This is a genomic window from Ancylothrix sp. D3o (assembly GCF_025370775.1).
In the GTDB taxonomy this organism is placed as follows: domain Bacteria; phylum Cyanobacteriota; class Cyanobacteriia; order Cyanobacteriales; family Oscillatoriaceae; genus Ancylothrix.
This window is the reverse complement of sequence record NZ_JAMXEX010000017.1, coordinates 75,765-94,065: the sequence shown is the minus strand read 5'-3', so window position 1 is coordinate 94,065 and position 18,301 is coordinate 75,765. Positions and strand designations below refer to the sequence as shown.

The following is an 18,301-nucleotide window of genomic DNA, read 5'->3' as shown; positions in this document are numbered from 1 at the left end:
TCTCGACTGGAGAGTGTTATATTTTTCTCCCTGCGTTAACTTCTGTTCCAGAAATCAGTGCTTGGTTTGAACTTTTTCTTGCCCTTTAACTTTCTGTTAATTTCGATGTTTTACTGGAATTTATTTATAGACAACCATTCACCCAACCAAACTCGAATTAACAGACGAAATCATCAAACAGATAAGCACCCTCGACAATGAAGCTTGCCTTGTGTTGATTAAGCGAGCAGTTGAAGCCGAACTTGTTATTGCGTCTAAGTGCGTAGTACCGGATGAGTTATTCGATGACCTAGAGTAAGCGCGGGTTGATATCTCGACCTTTGGGAGAATCAAGTGGCCCACCGGCACCCGTCAAGCAAACTTTTATTCTTGTTGGGGATTTATTGTAGTTACTGACAATGTTACCGGCCTGATGCTTTGGGTAGATGCCGATGGCCACCTACCGAGATGATGAGATGGTGATAAGGGTTGGATCAAAGGGTCTGTGTAGGGTTAAAATTGGGCTTAAGTCACAGGTTTTATTGTCTAAAGTTTTGTTAACGCAAGCTGGCGTTAGCTGGAATTTATGAAACATACTCTTTCGGTTTTGGTTGAAGATGAGGCGGGGGTTTTGACCCGAATTGCTGGTTTGTTTGCCCGCCGGGGGTTTAATATTGAAAGTCTGGCGGTGGGGCCGGCGGAACAGGTGGGGGTTTCTCGGATTACGATGGTGGTGCCGGGAGATGACCGCGTGATTGAGCAGCTTACAAAGCAGCTTTATAAGTTGATTAATGTTTTGAAGGTTCAAGATATTACGGAGACTCCTTGTGTTGAGCGGGAGTTGATGTTATTAAAGGTGAATGCAAATAGTGCAACTCGTTCGGAAATTGTGGAGTTAGCGCAAATTTTCCGGGCGCGTGTTGTGGATGTTGCTGAGGAATCTTTAACTCTTGAAGTGGTTGGAGATCCTGGTAAAATGGTGGCAATTGTTCAGGTTCTTAATAAGTTTGGAATCAGAGAAATTGCCCGCACCGGCAAAATTGCTTTAACGCGAGAATCTGGGGTTAATACTGAGTTTCTTAAGTCTTTGGAAGCGAAGATTGTTTAAGGGTTTTTTGATTTCTTGAAAAGGGGCAACCAGGGAAATTGCCCCTACAATGAATACCCCAGTGGCGCAGGCGTCTCGCCTGCGACTATTGCGATTACTGTGTCCCCACCGGCTTTTTTTTGGAGTTGAACAATGCGGGTGGTTGATTTATTTTCAGGTTGTGGTGGCTTATCGTTAGGCTTTCAAAATGCCGGTTTTGAGGTAGTAGCGGCGTTTGAGAATTGGACACCGGCAATTAAGGTTTATGAGCGTAATTTTACACATCCAATTTATTTAGCTAATTTAGTAGATTGGCAGAATAATATCCAAGAAATTGAACAGTTTAAACCCGGTGTGATTATTGGCGGGCCACCCTGTCAAGATTTTTCGAGTGCAGGAAAGCGGGATGAGTCTTTAGGCAGAAGTGATTTAACGATTTGTTTTGCGGAAATTGTGGCGAAAATTCAGCCGGCTTTTTTTGTGATGGAAAATGTAGAAAGAATACAAAAAAGCGCAAAATACGCGGTTGCAAAAGAGATTTTACGAGCGGCTGGATATGGGTTGAGTGAGCAAGTTTTAGATGCAAGTTTTTGTGGAGTTCCGCAGAAACGGAAACGGTTTTTTTGTGTGGGGGAGTTGGGGGGAGATGAGGCAAAGATAACGCCTTATTTGCTGAGAAATTTGGCGGGCCGGCCTTTAACGGTGAGAGAATATTTAGGGGAAAGTTTGGGGGTTGAATATTATTACCGGCATCCGAGAAGCTATCAGCGTCGGGGTATTTTTTCCATAGATGAACCAAGTCCAACGGTAAGAGGAGTTAACCGGCCTATTCCTAAAAATTATCAGTTTCATCCGGGGGATTCTTCGCAGGATATTGAGAAAATTAGACCTTTAACGACAATTGAAAGAAGCTATATCCAAACGTTTCCTAAAGGCTTTATTTTTGAGGGAAGTAAGACTGATTTAGAACAAATGATTGGTAATGCTGTGCCGGTGAAGTTAGCGGAATATGTGGGCCGGTGTTTGATTGAGTATATAATGGAATCTGAGAATCTGGGTGTTAAGAAGATTGTGGAAACGATGCCGGTGCAATTGTGTTTACCTCTATTTTGAGGATATCAAAAAATGCCAAAATTAAAATTTATTGATTTATTTTGCGGCATTGGTGGCATCAGATTAGGCTTTGAAGAAGCTGCAAAAACCTTAAAAATAGATACAGAATGTGTTTTAAGTGGCGAAATTAATTCAGATGCTCAAAAAGTCTATGAAACTAACTTTAATCATAGGCCGGTGGGAGATATTCGACAACTACACGAAATGCCCGCTTGTGATGTTTTATTAGCCGGCTTTCCTTGCCAGACATTTTCCTATGCCGGTAAAAAAGAAGGTTTTGGCGAAACCAGAGGTACCCTCTTTTTTGAAATTATGCGCCTCATTGATAATAACCACAAACCCAAAGCCTTAATTTTTGAAAATGTCCGGGGTTTATTTTCCCACGATGAAGGCAGAACCGTCGCTACAATTAAACACGAAATGGTTAAAAGAGGCTACAGTTTTGACTTTTTTTTGCTAAACAGTGCGAATTTTCAACTGCCCCAAAACCGCGTCAGAATTTATATAGTTGGAATTTTAGAAGCTTCACCAAAATTTAGCTTAATTTCAGATGTTGGCCCCAAAGATTCGCACTCCTATAACCCCTTACAACTCTCTTTATTTTCTCAGCCTAAAAAAAACGTCACTGTGGCGGATATCCTAGAAGATAACCCCGATCCTAAATATGATTGTTCTCCACAATTTGTGGAAGTTTTAAAGCAATATTGTAATAATGATTTAACTCGCTTGCATGGCGTTCGTTTGATAGACTATCGGGGCGGAAAATCGGTGCATTCTTGGGAGTTGGGGCTGCGGGGAAGTTGCACACCGGCAGAAATTGAATTGATGAATAAATTTATCCTCAAAAGAAGGAATAAAGAATTTGGCAAACACCAAGACGGAAAGCTGTTAACGAAAGAACAAATCGCCTCTTTTTTTGAGCATCCCAACCTCGATATTCTCCTTGAGTCTTTGGTGACAAAAAAATATCTTAGCCTCGTAGATGGAAAATATAAGCCGGTTTCCGGTAATTTTTCTTTTGAAGTTTATAAGTTTTTAGATCCGGCAAAGATATCTGTTACTTTGGTTGCGAGTGATGCAAACCGGCTAGGAATTTATCATAACAACCGAGTCCGCCGCATCACCACCCGCGAAGCTGCCAGAATGCAAGGTTTTCCTGATAATTTTATCTTGCACCCTAACGATAATAAAGCTTATTATCAATTGGGTAATTCTGTGAGTGTAAATGTAGTTAAAGCTGTGGCTGAGGATACTTTGATCAATCTTATAGGGGATGTAGATAAAGTTCCTTTGTTGGTATCATTGGGGTAAATTTATTTCAAATAAATCAATAAGTTTAACCCTGGAATAGTGCGCGAAAGTGTCCAAAATAATAAGATGAGGTACAGCACTCCTAAACTCCATTGATACCAAATTAAGGTACTAATTAATCCGGGGATATGTTCATCTCGCAGACGGATATCATTAAAACCGACTTTCAGGAAGTTATTAAAACTAAAATCATAGTAGTTTAGCCAATTCCATCCGCGATCCCACAACAGCGGCAAGTAGCGTTCTCGGAACATGGGAAAGCGGGGAATAATTGGCAGTCTTCCTATCATTAACCGTAGCTGTCTTAAACTGCCTTCCTCGACAAAATAACTGACATTAATTAAGTCGTGGTAGCGTCCGCGACGATATAATTCTATCACTAAAAATAAGGGTATTGGGCCGCAAAATACGGTTAAACAAGTTAAACTTAGCCAAGGTTGATCGGCGCTGCGAAAAATGGCGAGTAAACCAACACCGGCAAAAGATAAAAAACTGCTTAATATCCAGATTGTTTCTTTTTGGGTTGCCAAGATAGGTTTGGGGATGCGGCGCCGGCATCGATCTATTAACCAAAATAATAAGCCAAAATAGGCGATAGCTACTATTCCTATCCCGAAAACTAAGGAGGAATTTGTACCAAATTGGCTCAATAATAACACTACAGTTAAACTTAACCATCCCAAGGCTGTAGAGATACGATAAAAAATTTCTATGCGAGGGAAAACCGGCACCCCAGCAATGATTTTTTCGCGGACTTTTACATAGGTTGCTAGATCCACAGAATCTAAGTTTAAAATTTCTGATAAATTGCGAAACGGTTGTTTTATTCTTCGGGATATGATGGCATCTGTTTGGGTGGGAGAAAAGCCTATTTTGATTAAGTTTTCGCGGGAGGTAGTGTTAAGGTTAATTCCAAAAATTTGCTCAAAAATCAACCTACTTTTTAATTTAGCTTTGGTGTATTCAACTTGGTTAGCATCGGGGATTTGTTGTTGTAAGCGAAAGTTTTGTACTAAGTTTCTGAGGAGGTTTTCATTGCCTTGGATGGATGGCACAAAAAGCTCTTTGCCTATTTCGCCGGTATTGCCGACAATTTTTGCTTTGTTGGAGTCAAAGGTTAAGCTGTCAACGTTTAAAAAAGCATTTTTGGCAAAACCGCTATCACTAAAATCAGCGCGATCTAAGATGCTTGCACCGCGTAAATTAACGGGTTGGTTGAAGATGCTGCCGCGAAAGGAGAGGGTGTTTTTAAAGGTGGTATTACTTAAAAATAAGGCTTGGTTGAATTCTGATTTGGTAAAGTCTACACTTTCTTGCCAAATTGATTGAGAAAAATCGGCGTTTCCTTGCCAGTGAGAACGACTAAATTTTGCCGGTTGTTTGAAGTTACTTAGGCTGAAACTGACGCCGGTTTCAAAGTTGGTGCCGGCAAAGTTGGCTGTATCTAAAAATTGCGTTTGGTTAAAGTTGGCTTTGTTGAAAAAGATACTGCCGCGAAAATTTGCTTCGTTGAAAACGGCACCGGTAAAGTTTGCGCTTTTGCTAAAGCGAGTTTGTACCCAACCGGCACTCTGCAAAAATTGACTATTTTGTGCTTCAATCTTTTCGAGAAAAAAAGTATTATTAAAATTACAATTACCCGCAAAACGGGTTTTCTGTAGTTTAATTTGTCCGCGAAAAACTGTTAGTTGTAGCGGTTCGATAAGTTCGGTTCCTAACAGCGAACGTGATAGCTGTTGCAAGGAAGATAACCGGCGGCGATCTCGCTGGAGTTGTTCTAATTCTGTGGGGCTAAATAGGGAGGATAATGATTCGCCAAGCAAAGGTAATCTTAATCCTAAATCATTGCCATTGAAGTCTCCTTGAATGAGTGCAGAACTCAAATCTAAATTGATGCGAGTTCCGGGCCGGTTGAGTTGGGTTTTTAATATTTGATAAAATTGCTCTCTAAATTCTGCATTGCTTGGCCGTAAATCGATAATCGTTTCTCGCAGATTAATGGTGCGATTTCCGTCTATTAAGGTTTGGTTCTTGACGCGATCTTGAAGAAGTTCTAAAGTTAAGGGAGTGCGGTTTTGCTGTGCTGCATAAGCGGTTGGATTGGCTGCTAAAATCACTAATAATAGGGCCAATAAAACAAGAATTACTAACTGAATAAACCAGCGCATTTTTCTTAATTATAAAGTAAATAACAATAAAATCACAAGCGAAATCAGATTACGCCTGCCTTTTGAGTATGACCGGCATCGCGTCTTTACTACAACTTTCTTTTTTGACACCAGGGAAATATGCTAGGAGGACATTGTTTAAATCTCCTTCTCTAGCCCCTAACAACTTCTTTGACCTACTAAAAAGCACCCTTATTCTTTAGTCGATAGATAATTTCAAGTTTCAACCAAAAGTAACAAAGCTTTCTCCACGTCTTGAAGACCGAGTTTAGTCTCACTAATTCCAGTAGCAGTATGGGCGACTCCATCATTGAGAAAATTCATCGAATCAATTACTTGCTGGATAGCAATTTCCTGCTGTTTATATTGAAAATATATTTCCTGGCTACTAAGCACGATACTGTTAATCTCTTTGGCTACTTTTAGAAAAGTATCAGCAGTAAATTGAGCATTTTTTACCCCTTGATCTACCGTTTCACTACCCTGAGCATTAACCTTGACCGTTGAATTAATCGCTGCTTTAATGTCGGTCGCTAAACTATTAATTTCCTGGGAATATTTTTTACTTTGATCGGCCAATTGACGAATTTCTTTAGCCACAACTTCAAATCCTTTACCATTCTCTCCGCTGCGAACCGCTTCAATTGAGGCATTTAAAGCCAACAAATTAGTCTGATTTGCTAAGTCTGTTACAGCCAAAGTAATGTTGCCGATTAAAGTTGTCTGATCACTTAAACGCATGATCTGTTTAGATATAGCCCCTACTTTTTCTTTAAGGTTTGCCATATCTGCTAAGGTATTACTTACTGCATTTTTCCCTATTTCTGCTAAATTCAATACCTGTTTAGCAGTATCAGCCGCAACTTGTGCTTGCTGTGCTGATTTTTGAGAAAAATTGCCTAAATCATTCATTGTGTTAGTAGTTTGATTCACTGCTGCTGATTGTTGGATTGCCATTTGTTCTTGGTGTTCTAAAGTTTTAGCTAGTAAGGTAGAAGAATTGGCTAGTGTCTTGATGACCATTGCCTCTTGGCGATAGGTTTGAACATAATCTAAAATCAACCCCATGAACGGAACTAAGTAGCAAATTATTTTCAGGAAATGCCCGACATTAAAATCATTATCGAACAACTCGGTAGACCCAAAAGACATATGCACTTGTGTGATCACCGCCGGAATCGTACTCACAACCAAAGAATAAGAAAATAAGCTAGGATATCTCTCGTAAAATTGGGGAAATACCACCGCGCCAGCAAACATAAATAACACCAAAAGCATCAAATCCCAAGGGCGTTTTATTAGCTGATCAGGGAAGATTGTCGTCGGTAAAATCGGGCTATTCATAACAAACAAAATAGTTGCCAATGCCAGTAATCCAAAGCTGATAATGGCAAAAGCCACAATTTTAAAATTGCCGCGCCCGTTTTGTGGTTTGATGATTAAGACAGTCCCTACCCCTACAATCAAAATTACGACATTAAATAAACGACAAATCGCCCAGGTAAAAGGCACAAGGTTTTCATTATTGGTTACACCTTCAATCATGCGATCAGCTACTAAGATATGAAAGGCATCCATGCTGCCCGCAAATAATAGCGCTACCCCGATAATGGGAGTCACTACATCGCGTTTAATGGCAAAGTGAGCAAAGGATAAAGCTCCTGTAAGGAATGCTGTAGAAATCGCTATCCATTCTAAGGTGGTGTGGGTAAAGCTGCCGAATAAAGAATGGTGCAGCGTATCGAACAATTGAGAAGCGCTCAGATCAAGAAGAGTTGACGGGTTTAACGGAGGTTGTAGAGAAGCAAAACTTATGCCTACGAGATTTAGCAGGAATGGCAAGATAGAGATCGCCACTACTGTGTAAACAAATTCTGTGGGGAGCCTGGTTTCCTTCATCATAGTTGGCTTTATTTAGGGGATATCTCTTTTATAAACTTTTTTTTAAAAAATACCAAAAAAATCTTCAGGATAACTATCTTACTGCCACAATCTTTAGTACGGTCGTATGCCTAGAGATAAAACTTATGCCTTACTTAAGTGGAAACTTATAAAAACAAGCAAACTTCTATTCGCTGTTGAATTTTTCCCCCTCCCCACCACCGGCGAGGTAGTAGGGAGAGAGGTTACAGGTTACTCAATAACTAAAGAAATTTTACCCGTCATAGAACCGGCTTCTAATAACTTATGCGCCTCCGCCGCCTCTGCCAAGGCAAAAGCTTTACTCAAATTAATTTTCAGTTTCCCCTCATCAATTAACCGCGCACATTGTTGTAAAATCTTTGCCTGATCTTGCAACGCATCCACCATATTTTTTAACATCGGAGTCAGCATAATTTCTTGGGTTAGTCGCAAATTACGCATTCTTGCTTCCTTCAAATTTCCATACTGCGGTTCAATATCTAAAATTGTTACCAAATCGCCATAAATTTTCACCGCCGGCACCGTTTGAAAAAACAGCGCCCCTCCAACCGTATCAAACGCCACATCAACCCCCTCGCCATTCGTCCAATCTAACGTAGCTTTAACAAAATCAGCTTCCTTATAAAGCACCGCTACATCAGCACCCAAACCCCGCACAAACTCCGCTTTTTCTGACGTTCCTACCGTCGTCAAAACCTCCGCACCTTGCAATTTTGCCAGTTGAATTGCTACATGACCAACCCCACCGGCACCGCCATGAATTAACGCTTTTTGACCGGCTTGTAAGCGTGCGCGATCATACAAAGATTCCCACGCCGTAATTAAAACCAAAGGTGCCGCCGCCGCTTCTGCAAAACTTAAAGATTGTGGTTTTTTAGCAATAAATCGCTCATCCACCACCGCATATTCTGCATAATTTCCCTTGGGGCCACCCAATCCACCCAAACAAAAATAAACCTCATCTCCGGGTTGAAATTTGCTCACCCCGCTGCCAATTTCTTCGACAACACCGGCCCCATCACATCCCAAAACTTGCGGATTTTTATCTGGGTAAAATGTACCTTTTTTGCGGAGTTTTGTATCAACTGGGTTAATCCCCGCAGCCTTTAGTTTTACCAAAACTTCTCTTTCATTTCCGATAGCCGGTTTGCTAACTTCTTGCAGTTGTAAAACATCTGGTTCTCCAGCACTTATCATTACCATTGCACGCATTGTTTCGACTCCTTGATAGCACCTAATACCAAATCCAGTTTAACAATTAACCTATCCGCGTTTATCTGCTATAGGATGCGGTTAAAAAAAACTCCCAACAAAAAGTATTATAAACAAATTTAGTAGAAATTACAATTTCTAGCTATTTTAAATCATTCACCAAAAATAGCAAATTTTATTTAACTCTCTATCTTTAAAAAATGTAGGGGCCGTGCAGGAGTACCAGCCCCAACCCGTGCCCCCACGCCAATCAAAAATTACAGCGTTAAAGATTGAGCATTCGACTCAATTAACTTCGCCAAATCTTGCAAAAATGCCGCCGCATCGGCACCGTAAATAATCCGGTGATCGCAAGTAATATTAACCTGCATTTGCCGGCGTACACCAAGCATCCCATCTTCATTAGCAATCACCGTAGGACGGGATGCACCGATAGCTAAAATCGAACCTTGTCCGGGGGGTAAAATCGCATCAAAACGATCAACTCCAAACATTCCCAAATTCGACAAAGTAAAGGTGCCGGTGCTGTATTCTGCCGGCTGCAATTGTTTAGCGCGAGCCCGATCAACCAAATCTTTCCAATTGCGAGAAAGCGAATAAATATCTAACTGATCTGCATTTTGGAGAACCGGCGTAATCAAACCGCCGCCTTCCATTGCCACCGCCACTGCAATATTAATTCCAGAGTTGTAATGCACTCCTTGCTCAGTGTAACTCGCATAAAGCAAGGGATGTTTTTGTAACGTCACCGCCACCGCTTTTGCTAACAGCGCAGTCATCGTTACACCCTTGGATTTAATTTGCTTATAAAGCTTATCTAAACCATCAGTGGTAATCGTATAACCCACATGGAAAGTAGGCACTTCCAAACTGGCAACCATATTCCGCACCACCGCATTTTGCAGGGTGTTAAATGGCACCACTTGACCCGGAGTGACCGGTGCCGGTGCTGGAGTTGCTTTAACTTGCGTTGCCGGTGTTGCCGCCACAGGAGCCGGAGCCGCCACAGGAGCCGGAGCTTTTGCCTTACCGGCTGCTGCTTCCACATCTTCCGCGACAATTCGACCGTGCGGGCCAGTGCCTTGTAAACCTTGCAACTCAACGCCAAACTCCTTAGCCAACTTTTTCGCACGGGGAGAAGCGACAATGCGACCATTTTGGGTAGCAGCTTGGGGTGCAGCAGCCGCCACAGGAGCCGGTTGAGCAGCCGCGACCGGTTCAGGAGCTTTTTGGGGGGCCGGTGTCGCCGCCTTAGCAGGAGAAGAAGCCGAAGCCTGCTGTTTAGCAACCTCAATTTCCTCCTGGGTTTCCGCCAAAAGCGCAATCGTCGAACCCACCGCCGCCGCCTCCCCCGCCGGCACAACAATCGTCGCTAGATAGCCTTCATAAAAAGACTCTACATCCATATCCGCCTTATCAGACTCGACCACCACCACCGTCTCCCCCTTTTGTACCTTGTCACCAGGGGATTTTTCCCAAGACACAATTTTGCCTTCGGTCATTGTGGAGCTAAGAGCCGGCATGAAAACTTCGTGAATCATGGTGGTGTTGCGTTCCGAATCGACATATTACAAAAACAAAGCAAACTTCATTTTACCTGAAAAGGGAAAGCCAAGGGCTTAGCGTCGAGGTCAGAAACCTAAAACCCGGTTTGTTGGCAAGCCACCACAAAAATAAAAACACCCCCTTCCCAGTCGGGAAAAGGGGCCAAGGCGTTAGATTTACCCTCTACAGATCGCCGCGAATTTCTTCAACTACTCCATCACGCAGCAAAATTTCTACCTGCATTTTTTGCACCAAATTTTCGCCGCGTTGAATGTTGAAAAAACTTTCAATTTGGCCTTGATTGACTTCTTGCTCAAATTCTAAGACTTGCACTTGCTGTAACTGTTGCAAAATTTGATTTTTTTGCTCAAGTAACTCGCTTTTGCGTTGATTCACCTGTCCTTGAATACTATCAATTTGTTGGAGTACCTGCGGGCCAGGAGGCTGTATAGATTGTCTTTGAATTTCAGAAATCATCCGCTGGCCTTGCATTTCCAACTGTTGAAGTTGGCTGTCAATTTGGTTGATTTGGGCTTGAAGTTGCTGTTGAGCTTCATCTTTCCAGCGAGGCGTCACAATCGCCTTCACAGTAATCGCTCGTTTCAGCATTAATTGATTGGACACATCCATGTACAATTCCTCTTAGGATGACTTAACAATTTTGAACTTAAGAAAACATCCCGTCAATCATATCGCGGTAATGTTCCATAACCACCGGTCGCTTGATTTTTAGGGTCTGAGTCATCATGCCATTTTCAATAGTAAACGGCAGAGAAACTATTCTCACCGGCCCAATTCTGTCATCCGCACGATATCCGGGGCGATTTTTTACCTCTCGATTCAATTCTTGGCGAAATAAGTCTTGGAGACTCTTCTGTTCCCAGTCGATCTCTGCCGCATCCTCCGCCAAATTCATATTTTGTGTCGCTGCCCATCCCCGCACCGCATCCACATTCGGTACAATCAACGCACCCAAACTTTTTTGATCTTGCCCGACAAGCATGATTTGATCAATGTAAGGACTCCGCAAACAGGCATCTTCTATTGGCTGCGGTTCGATGTTTTCTCCATTGGTTAAAACGATTGTATCTTTGGCTCGACCTGTTAACACAAGGTCATTTCCGGGCGTTAACCACCCCAAATCGCCGGTATCAAACCACCCCTCAGCATCAATTGCTTTTTGCGTGGCTTTTTCGTTTTTGTAATAACCTCGCATGACTTGCGGCCCGCGAGCCAACACTAAACCACGCTGGCCGGTCGGTAGAGGAGCGCGAGTTTCGGGGTCAACAATTTTAATTTCTGTGCCCGGAATAGGCCGGCCTGCCGAACCCCGCAAATTATGCCAATACCGGCGAGCGGTCAAAACCGGCGAAGTTTCCGTCAACCCATACCCCACAAGCACTTCAATTCCTACCGTCTCATAAAAAGTATCCAAAAAAGTCGCCAAGGAACCGCCGCCACTCAGTACATATTTGATGCGTCCGCCCGTCGCCTCCCGAATTTTGCCATAAACCAAGCGTTCGCCCAGAGCGTGTAAGGGCCACAATGCCGCCATTTGTAGTGTCGCTTTCAATTTTTCCGCCGCTGAAGGCATTTCAGTTGTCAAAGTTAACCCCTTTACAACACGCCGCGCCTGAATATATTGCTGGCTAAAAGAAAGTAAATTTTTAACTAATTTTTGCTTATTGGCCGGTTGACTACGCAGTTGTTTTTGGATGCCTTCATAAATCGATTCCCACAGTCGCGGCACTCCAATCATATAATGCGGTTTATATTCTTTGATATCCCCTTTAACGTTGCGAAGATTGGTATAAATTTGGGTAGAACCTTGGGACAACAAAAAATATTCAGCGCTGCGTTCATAGGAGTGCCAAGTAGGTAAAATACTCAGCACACATTCACCGGCTTTTGGTGTAATAATGCTTCCCAAAGTGGTAACTTGATGCAGCAAGTTTCCGTGTGTCAGCATTACGCCTTTTGGTTGGCCGGTGGTTCCCGAAGTGTAAAGCAAGGTTGCTAAAGTGTCTTTGGTATGTTTAAAAAATTTTAAAGATTTGCCGGCCCCCGCTGCCATAATTTGGCTAAAGTTTTTTACCGTTAAAGTTTCTTCTTGGGCCATTTCATCGGCTAATAAAACCACCCATTTTATGGGTAATTCATCTAATTTATGGCGTAATTTTTTCAGGGTAGCTAAATCTTCCACCACCAGGCCGGTGCTACCGCTATTTTCCAAAATATAAAGTAATTCTTGGGTATCTGCCTGGGAGGATCTCACCACATTTGCACCACCGGCAGCCATAATTCCTTGATCAGCAATCATCCACCGGCAACTGTTATCTGCAAACAAAGCAACACGGGTAGGAATCAAATCTTCCCCCGGTTCTAAACCCAATTGTTGCAGGCCGGTGGCAAATTCTTTGATTTTTTGGGCTAATTCTGCATAAGTTAATTTGAGAGGAATTTTGGCGTGCGGATCAGATAAAGCAATGGTATCGCTAAACCGTGTCGCCGCCAAAGGCCAAATTTCCGGCATCGACTGCACAGAGGTATAGTCGGCAAGCCGGCTGAGGTTGGTGCGTTCTTCGTCGCTCAATTGATAGGCATTATATGCACTAGAAAGGTTCATAGTTTTTTTGGTGATTTTTTATCTCTAACTTTAGTATGAAAATGTTACTTCCGAAAGATGCCAGTTTTAGGACAGTTGTTCAACCTGCACTCATGGTAAGGAGGTATTTGATTTTTAAAATATGATGCTCATTGAGAATTCTCACGTCGCCACTTCCCTCTGACTAAGCGAATTTCCGCATTACTATAGCCTAAACCCAAATATTCCCGAACTTTGCCAAAAGATTCCGAACCCACAATTTTAAAAGCTTCTCGGATTTTCTGCTGCCGATTTTTGGGCACTAACCTGTCAATATCCACCGGCTGTCCCATTTCAATTAATTCTGTCAAATGTCGAATAATTGTTGTGACTCTAATCTTTCTTTGCTCGGCAATTTCTTCTGGCGAGAGTTGTTGGTTTTCAAATAACTCTAAAGTTTCTAACTGTGTAGCACTCGGTTGAGATTGCTTAATTTTGCGTTGAGTGAGCCACCAACTTTTTACCAAACGAATCTCATCATAATGATATTCCATCCCCAGATATTCATACACCGGCTTAAGAGCATCAGTGCCTATCAATTCCATTGCTTCGATAATCACTTCTTGGCGGCTTTTTTCCACCAAATTATCTAAATCTACCGGCTGTCCCATTTCCAGCAATTCTGCCAAATGTCCGCTCACAGTTACCGTCGATAAATTGCGTTTTCGAGCAATTTCTTCCAGATTAAATCCTTGTTTATGTAATTCTAAAGTTTGCAAGTGCGTAAAAGAAACCTCCCCATCTTGCACCGCTACGGCTGCTGCTTTGAACACCGGCTCAGGTGCCGGCGAACTCAAATTATTTTCTTGACAAAAAGCCTTAATCTCGGCTACAAATCTCTCCCCATAAAGCGATAATTTATAATTACCCACCCCTGATAATTCTCCAAAAGCATCTAAAGTTTGAGGCCGTTGTCTTGCCATCAGTTTCAAAGTTGAATCTGCAAACACCATATAGGGGGCAACGCCTTGAATATCCGCAATACGTTTGCGTAAATTTTTCAAGATTTCCAGCAAAGAGTCTTCTTCCAGAGAAAAGGGTCTTTCCCTGCTTTGGGAAGCACCGGCCTTGACTGTCACCGCTACATAAACCTTGCGTTGATTACGAAAAATTTCCCAACTAAGAGCATTCAATTTCAACACTGAATAACCATCGGTTGTCTGATCCACCATGCCTTGATGAACCAGGGTTCTAGCTAACAGTTTCCAGTCATCCTCTGTTCTATCTTTACCAATACTATATGTGGATAATTCATGGTGTCTATTTTGCAAAATCTTTTCTTTTTTGGAACCACGCAACACCTCAATAATATAATTTATGCCATAACGTTCTTTACAGCGAGCCACACAAGAAAGAAACTTTTGGGCTTCAATTGTCCAATCTTGTAAAGGTTTGGGAAACCGGCAATTATCGCAAGTTTCACAATTGCCAGGAAATTGTTCACCAAAATAACTTAATTGAATCGTGCGGCGGCATTCTGTACCCTCGGCATAATCTACAACACGGCGTAATTGTTGATAGGCGATGCGTTGTTCTTGGGGGTCGGATTTTTCTTCAATAAAATGCTCAATTGTTTTTAAATCGCCATAGCCAAAAAATAAAATACATTGGGCCGGTTCTCCATCTCTGCCGGCGCGTCCCGCTTCTTGATAATAGCCTTCTAAAGTTTTGGGAATATCAAAGTGAATAACCGTTCGCACATCAGGTTTATTAATGCCCATCCCAAAGGCAATTGTAGCCACAATAACTTGCACATCATCACGGATAAAACGAGTTTGATTGCGGCTTCTTTGGTCATCATTCATGCCGGCATGATAGGGCAAAGCTTTGATTTTATCGTGTTGCAATTTTTCGGCAAGTTCATCAACTTTACGCCGGCTCAAACAATAAATAATCGCACTGCCTTTGTTTTTTTGAAGAATTTGTAATATTTCCCGGTAGGAAGTTTTAGTTTTTTGACGAATTTCGTAATATAAATTAGGCCGGTTAAAACTGGCAATATGAATAAAAGGTTGTTGCAAAGCCAATTGTTGAATAATATCTTGACGAACTCGCACCGTCGCAGTCGCAGTAAGCGCCATCACCGGCACCCCCGGATAACGGCTTCGCAGTTGTTGCAGTTGCCGGTATTCCGGGCGAAAATCATGCCCCCATTCAGAAACACAATGAGCCTCATCAATAGCAAAATTAGAAATCCCCATGCGGGCGTGAATAAAATCAAGAAAAGCTAAAAATCTTTCCGAAACCAAACGTTCTGGTGCCACATAAAGCAATTTAATTTTGCCCTCAACAATAGCTTGTTCGCGTGAGCGGACTTCATCAAAAGACAAGGTACTATTAAGAAAAGTCGCCCCAATGCCGTTATTTTGTAAAGCTTCAACTTGATCTTGCATTAAAGCGATCAAAGGAGAAACCACCACCGTCAGTCCAGCTTTGAGCAAAGATGGTAACTGAAAACACAAAGATTTACCGCCGCCGGTGGGCATAACAATCAAAGAATCCCGCTGAGAAAGGGCATTTTCGACAATTTCGCGCTGTCCGGGGCGAAAAGAATCATAGCCAAAATATTGTTTTAGCGCTTGTTCTATCGCCAAAGGCGAGCGGGGCTGTTGAGGGATGGGTGCTGACATTGCCATTTTAGAAATCGGGAACCTTCACTTATTTTAGGCCGTGAGGGAACTTTTGATTGCATATTTTTGATCGGCAGATTTTCAAAGCAAAAAAACGGCTACTTTTTGGCCTTCAAGAAAAGCCAAGCAAAGATCCTGTTAATTGCTGGAATTGTTGAAAATTAAATTAATACAAAGCCCGCCAGTATTATATTCATAAAAATAAAATGTTAGTTCCCATCTGGCAACATCCATCCTACCGGCATCACCAAAGACATCTGTATTTAATTAATTCAGAAAAAACCGCACCTCTCAAAGATGCCGGTGTAGACACCACCATTGCCTTAGACAGTAACTTTATATGTCCCCTAACCAATCAAAGCTTAACTGAGTGCAACTGCATAAAATCTGCCCTTAAACCCCATGATTTGTGCTTATTTTGTCCAGCCGCAAGAATGCACCTGAAAGCCGCCATCTAACAGCAAACCCCACCCAAAAAATCCCCCAGCGCTTTTAAACTTTTCATATTTTTATATTTTTATTAACCGCAGATGGACGCATCCTATAGCAGATGGGTTTGCTGCTTCTAAAAAAACTTAACCACAGATGCACACAGATAACCTATCTGTGGAGCAGGCATCTTGCCTGCTATACATCTGCTATAGGATGCGGTTAAAAAATCTTCCAAACCCCTTATCCTCAAAGCAGTTTTGGGCCTATTTATCCGTTTTTTTCCCCTCACAGCCTTTACTTTTCCAACATTTCTCCGGCACAATATAAATACGAGCAGTTTTGTGGAAAAAGAACCATGCCTAAAGCAACTTGGAACGGAGCAACCTTAGCCGAAAGCAACCAATGTGAAGTAGTGGAAGGAAATTATTACTTTCCCCCATCCGCCATCAACCGCGAATATTTTAAAGACAGCAACACCCACACAACTTGCCCCTGGAAAGGTGTTGCCAGCTATTACAATGTTGAAGTTGAAGGGCAAGTAAATAAAGATGCCGCTTGGTATTATCCCCAAACAAAAGATGCCGCCAAAAACATAGAAGGTTATGTCGCATTTTGGCGCGGTGTCAAAGTCGAAGCCTAAAATATTTGTCAGAGGAACTAAGTTTTTTAACAAAATTTAGCCTCTAATTTTGTCTGGTTGATTTTGCCTTCCCCCTTAAAAACGGGGGGAGGTTGCTCTGAGATTCTCTCTCCCCTGGGGCAAAAATGGTGATTAGTGCTTTTATCGCCGTCCCTTGAGGGGCTATTCTTGTTTTTATCCTCCGCCAATTGGGGGGGGCGAATATTTACCTCCTCAGTGGAAATTGGCCTTAATTTGGCTTATCTATTTAATAAGGAGTAATAGGGAGTGGGGGAAAAAATATGCCGAAAGGTACTGCTCGTTTGATAATGAAAGTTTTTAAATAGGATATAGAGAGGATTTGAAGAAAGGTTTGGCAAACTGGCCTTTTAGATAAGTTTAATAAATCTAATCGGTGGGTTTGATGGGTGGAGGTTGTTTTCCAGCTTTTATAAGTAAACTCCCACCAAAAATTAGCCAAATTTTATCAATCTCTCGCCTCGCGCTGCCTGAAGTCTGGAAAGTTAATTAAAACTTATCGCAACGTTTGGACTTTTGTTTGAGTGAGAGGGAACGATTCACCGGCTCTTGTGTCAATATAAAAATAGATGGCGCAAGTTCCATTAAATAACTTTCTCGTTTCTTGAATAATTGAGGAAAATGCTATGATTTGCACCAACGAAAACACTCCTACTCTGCTGTCTGCTTTTTCGGCAATATTGGGGAATTTCAAAGCTGATCAAAGTGGCAAATTAGATTTGTTGAAGCCGCTGCGAACTCGGCTGGATGGCCTGGAAATTCGGGATCGCCAGTTGGCTGAATTTTTGTATAAAGCAATTCCTGCTCAGTGTCCTTTTGCTCGTGATATTGTGGTGTTTGGTCGCAAAATCGGTCATATTCCGCCTATGTGCAAGTTGAACCCGCTTTATGATCAGTTGATGGGTTTGCGCTTCCGGGCTATGTGTTACCTGGTGGATGAGTGCGGTTTGGATCTTCAGTCTTTTGCCTAAAATTTCGCAGCAAAAAATGCTTTGTTGGTTGGGAGATTATTTTATTTCCTTCGAGGGAAAAGACAAGACTAATTTTTTCAAGTTTGAAGATGCCGACATTGTAGAAGAATGGCAATGCAGAAACATTAGGGGCCGGTGTACCAAGGCCAATTTACAGTTAAGATTCGCTGGAAAGATAATAAGATTTAGCCAAAAATGTACCGATATGCACACAGATAATTTATTTGTGTGCATCTGCGTTGGAAAATTTATGGTAATCTAATTGTCAGTTTGGGTTAGGAGTAAAAAAAATGGCTGTTGAACAATCAACGCAAATAAAAATTGAGCGAAATGTCAGAGAAAGCCGGCTTAAAGATTTAGGAGTTTTTAGTTGGCCAATTTGGACAAAAGAAATTTCAGAGTTTCCTTGGACGTATGAGGATGCGGAAACTTGTTATTTTTTAGAAGGGGATGTAATTGTTACGCCTGAGAATGGTGAGCCGGTTTCGATGGGCAAAGGTGATTTGGTGACATTTCCGGCGGGGATGTCTTGCAGTTGGAATGTTCGGGTGCCGGTGAGAAAGCATTACTGTTTTGAATAATATTGGAAGATAGGGGCGGGTTCATCAAAATCCATCCCCTACTCACC

14 protein-coding genes are annotated in these 18,301 nt (G+C 42.1%); 7 read left to right on the top strand and 7 right to left on the bottom strand.

Annotated elements, in window-relative coordinates; all coding sequences use genetic code 11:
* Positions 1-565: 565 nt before the first annotated feature.
* From ilvN to dcm, 3 genes are all read left to right on the top strand, one after another.
* On the top strand, positions 566-1,087 hold the full coding sequence (gene ilvN / locus NG798_RS22080; protein ID WP_261225867.1) for an acetolactate synthase small subunit: 522 nt from the start codon (positions 566-568) through the stop codon (positions 1,085-1,087).
* A 132-nt stretch (positions 1,088-1,219) separates the two neighbouring features.
* Positions 1,220-2,179: a DNA cytosine methyltransferase gene (locus NG798_RS22075; RefSeq protein ID WP_261225866.1), complete on the top strand. Its 960-nt coding sequence runs from the start codon at positions 1,220-1,222 to the stop codon at positions 2,177-2,179.
* A 12-nt stretch (positions 2,180-2,191) separates the two neighbouring features.
* On the top strand, positions 2,192-3,490 hold the full coding sequence (gene dcm, locus NG798_RS22070; RefSeq protein WP_261225865.1) for a DNA (cytosine-5-)-methyltransferase: 1,299 nt from the start codon (positions 2,192-2,194) through the stop codon (positions 3,488-3,490).
* Between the two features lie 2 nt (positions 3,491-3,492).
* Here the strand turns inward: dcm and NG798_RS22065 are convergent, their stop codons facing one another.
* From NG798_RS22065 to recQ, 7 genes are all read right to left on the bottom strand, one after another.
* Positions 3,493-5,658, bottom strand: a complete 2,166-nt coding sequence (locus tag NG798_RS22065) for a pentapeptide repeat-containing protein (protein ID WP_261225864.1) — start codon at positions 5,656-5,658, stop codon at positions 3,493-3,495.
* A gap of 216 nt (positions 5,659-5,874) precedes the next feature.
* On the bottom strand, positions 5,875-7,560 hold the full coding sequence (locus tag NG798_RS22060) for a methyl-accepting chemotaxis protein (protein WP_261225863.1): 1,686 nt from the start codon (positions 7,558-7,560) through the stop codon (positions 5,875-5,877).
* 231 nt (positions 7,561-7,791) lie between these two features.
* Positions 7,792-8,793, bottom strand: a complete 1,002-nt coding sequence (locus NG798_RS22055) for a zinc-dependent alcohol dehydrogenase family protein (protein WP_261225862.1) — start codon at positions 8,791-8,793, stop codon at positions 7,792-7,794.
* A gap of 257 nt (positions 8,794-9,050) precedes the next feature.
* Complete coding sequence (locus tag NG798_RS22050; protein ID WP_261225861.1) at positions 9,051-10,334, bottom strand: dihydrolipoamide acetyltransferase family protein; 1,284 nt, start codon at positions 10,332-10,334, stop codon at positions 9,051-9,053.
* A 187-nt stretch (positions 10,335-10,521) separates the two neighbouring features.
* Positions 10,522-10,968 (bottom strand): YlqD family protein, encoded by a 447-nt coding sequence (locus NG798_RS22045; RefSeq protein ID WP_261225860.1) that lies wholly within the window; start codon positions 10,966-10,968, stop codon positions 10,522-10,524.
* A 37-nt stretch (positions 10,969-11,005) separates the two neighbouring features.
* On the bottom strand, positions 11,006-12,964 hold the full coding sequence (locus tag NG798_RS22040; RefSeq protein ID WP_261225859.1) for a long-chain fatty acid--CoA ligase: 1,959 nt from the start codon (positions 12,962-12,964) through the stop codon (positions 11,006-11,008).
* A gap of 128 nt (positions 12,965-13,092) precedes the next feature.
* Positions 13,093-15,612 (bottom strand): DNA helicase RecQ, encoded by a 2,520-nt coding sequence (recQ, locus tag NG798_RS22035; protein WP_261225858.1) that lies wholly within the window; start codon positions 15,610-15,612, stop codon positions 13,093-13,095.
* A gap of 206 nt (positions 15,613-15,818) precedes the next feature.
* Here recQ and NG798_RS22030 point away from each other — a divergent pair, with 206 nt between their 5' ends.
* The 4 genes from NG798_RS22030 (at position 15,819) to NG798_RS22015 (ending at position 18,254) form a co-directional block, all read left to right on the top strand.
* Complete coding sequence (locus NG798_RS22030; RefSeq protein ID WP_261225857.1) at positions 15,819-16,070, top strand: hypothetical protein; 252 nt, start codon at positions 15,819-15,821, stop codon at positions 16,068-16,070.
* 329 nt (positions 16,071-16,399) lie between these two features.
* Complete coding sequence (locus NG798_RS22025; protein WP_261225856.1) at positions 16,400-16,684, top strand: DUF427 domain-containing protein; 285 nt, start codon at positions 16,400-16,402, stop codon at positions 16,682-16,684.
* Positions 16,685-17,328: 644 nt separating this feature from the next.
* A complete protein-coding gene (locus tag NG798_RS22020; RefSeq protein WP_261225855.1) occupies positions 17,329-17,673 on the top strand; it encodes a Mo-dependent nitrogenase C-terminal domain-containing protein in 345 nt (114 codons plus the stop codon).
* Between the two features lie 290 nt (positions 17,674-17,963).
* Positions 17,964-18,254, top strand: coding sequence for a cupin domain-containing protein (locus NG798_RS22015; protein WP_261225854.1), 291 nt, complete (start codon positions 17,964-17,966; stop codon positions 18,252-18,254).
* Positions 18,255-18,301: the final 47 nt, after the last annotated feature.

Excerpts from the sequence above, each read along its gene's own strand:
- ilvN (WP_261225867.1), top strand. The coding sequence starts at position 566 with ATGAAACATACTCTTTCGGTTTTGGTTGAAGATGAGGCGGGGGTTTTG.
- NG798_RS22075 (WP_261225866.1), top strand. The coding sequence starts at position 1,220 with ATGCGGGTGGTTGATTTATTTTCAGGTTGTGGTGGCTTATCGTTAGGC.
- dcm (WP_261225865.1), top strand. The coding sequence starts at position 2,192 with ATGCCAAAATTAAAATTTATTGATTTATTTTGCGGCATTGGTGGCATC.
- NG798_RS22065 (WP_261225864.1), bottom strand. The coding sequence starts at position 5,658 with ATGCGCTGGTTTATTCAGTTAGTAATTCTTGTTTTATTGGCCCTATTA.
- NG798_RS22060 (WP_261225863.1), bottom strand. The coding sequence starts at position 7,560 with ATGATGAAGGAAACCAGGCTCCCCACAGAATTTGTTTACACAGTAGTG.
- NG798_RS22055 (WP_261225862.1), bottom strand. The coding sequence starts at position 8,793 with ATGCGTGCAATGGTAATGATAAGTGCTGGAGAACCAGATGTTTTACAA.
- NG798_RS22050 (WP_261225861.1), bottom strand. The coding sequence starts at position 10,334 with ATGATTCACGAAGTTTTCATGCCGGCTCTTAGCTCCACAATGACCGAA.
- NG798_RS22045 (WP_261225860.1), bottom strand. The coding sequence starts at position 10,968 with ATGGATGTGTCCAATCAATTAATGCTGAAACGAGCGATTACTGTGAAG.
- NG798_RS22040 (WP_261225859.1), bottom strand. The coding sequence starts at position 12,964 with ATGAACCTTTCTAGTGCATATAATGCCTATCAATTGAGCGACGAAGAA.
- recQ (WP_261225858.1), bottom strand. The coding sequence starts at position 15,612 with ATGTCAGCACCCATCCCTCAACAGCCCCGCTCGCCTTTGGCGATAGAA.
- NG798_RS22030 (WP_261225857.1), top strand. The coding sequence starts at position 15,819 with ATGTTAGTTCCCATCTGGCAACATCCATCCTACCGGCATCACCAAAGA.
- NG798_RS22025 (WP_261225856.1), top strand. The coding sequence starts at position 16,400 with ATGCCTAAAGCAACTTGGAACGGAGCAACCTTAGCCGAAAGCAACCAA.
- NG798_RS22020 (WP_261225855.1), top strand. The coding sequence starts at position 17,329 with ATGATTTGCACCAACGAAAACACTCCTACTCTGCTGTCTGCTTTTTCG.
- NG798_RS22015 (WP_261225854.1), top strand. The coding sequence starts at position 17,964 with ATGGCTGTTGAACAATCAACGCAAATAAAAATTGAGCGAAATGTCAGA.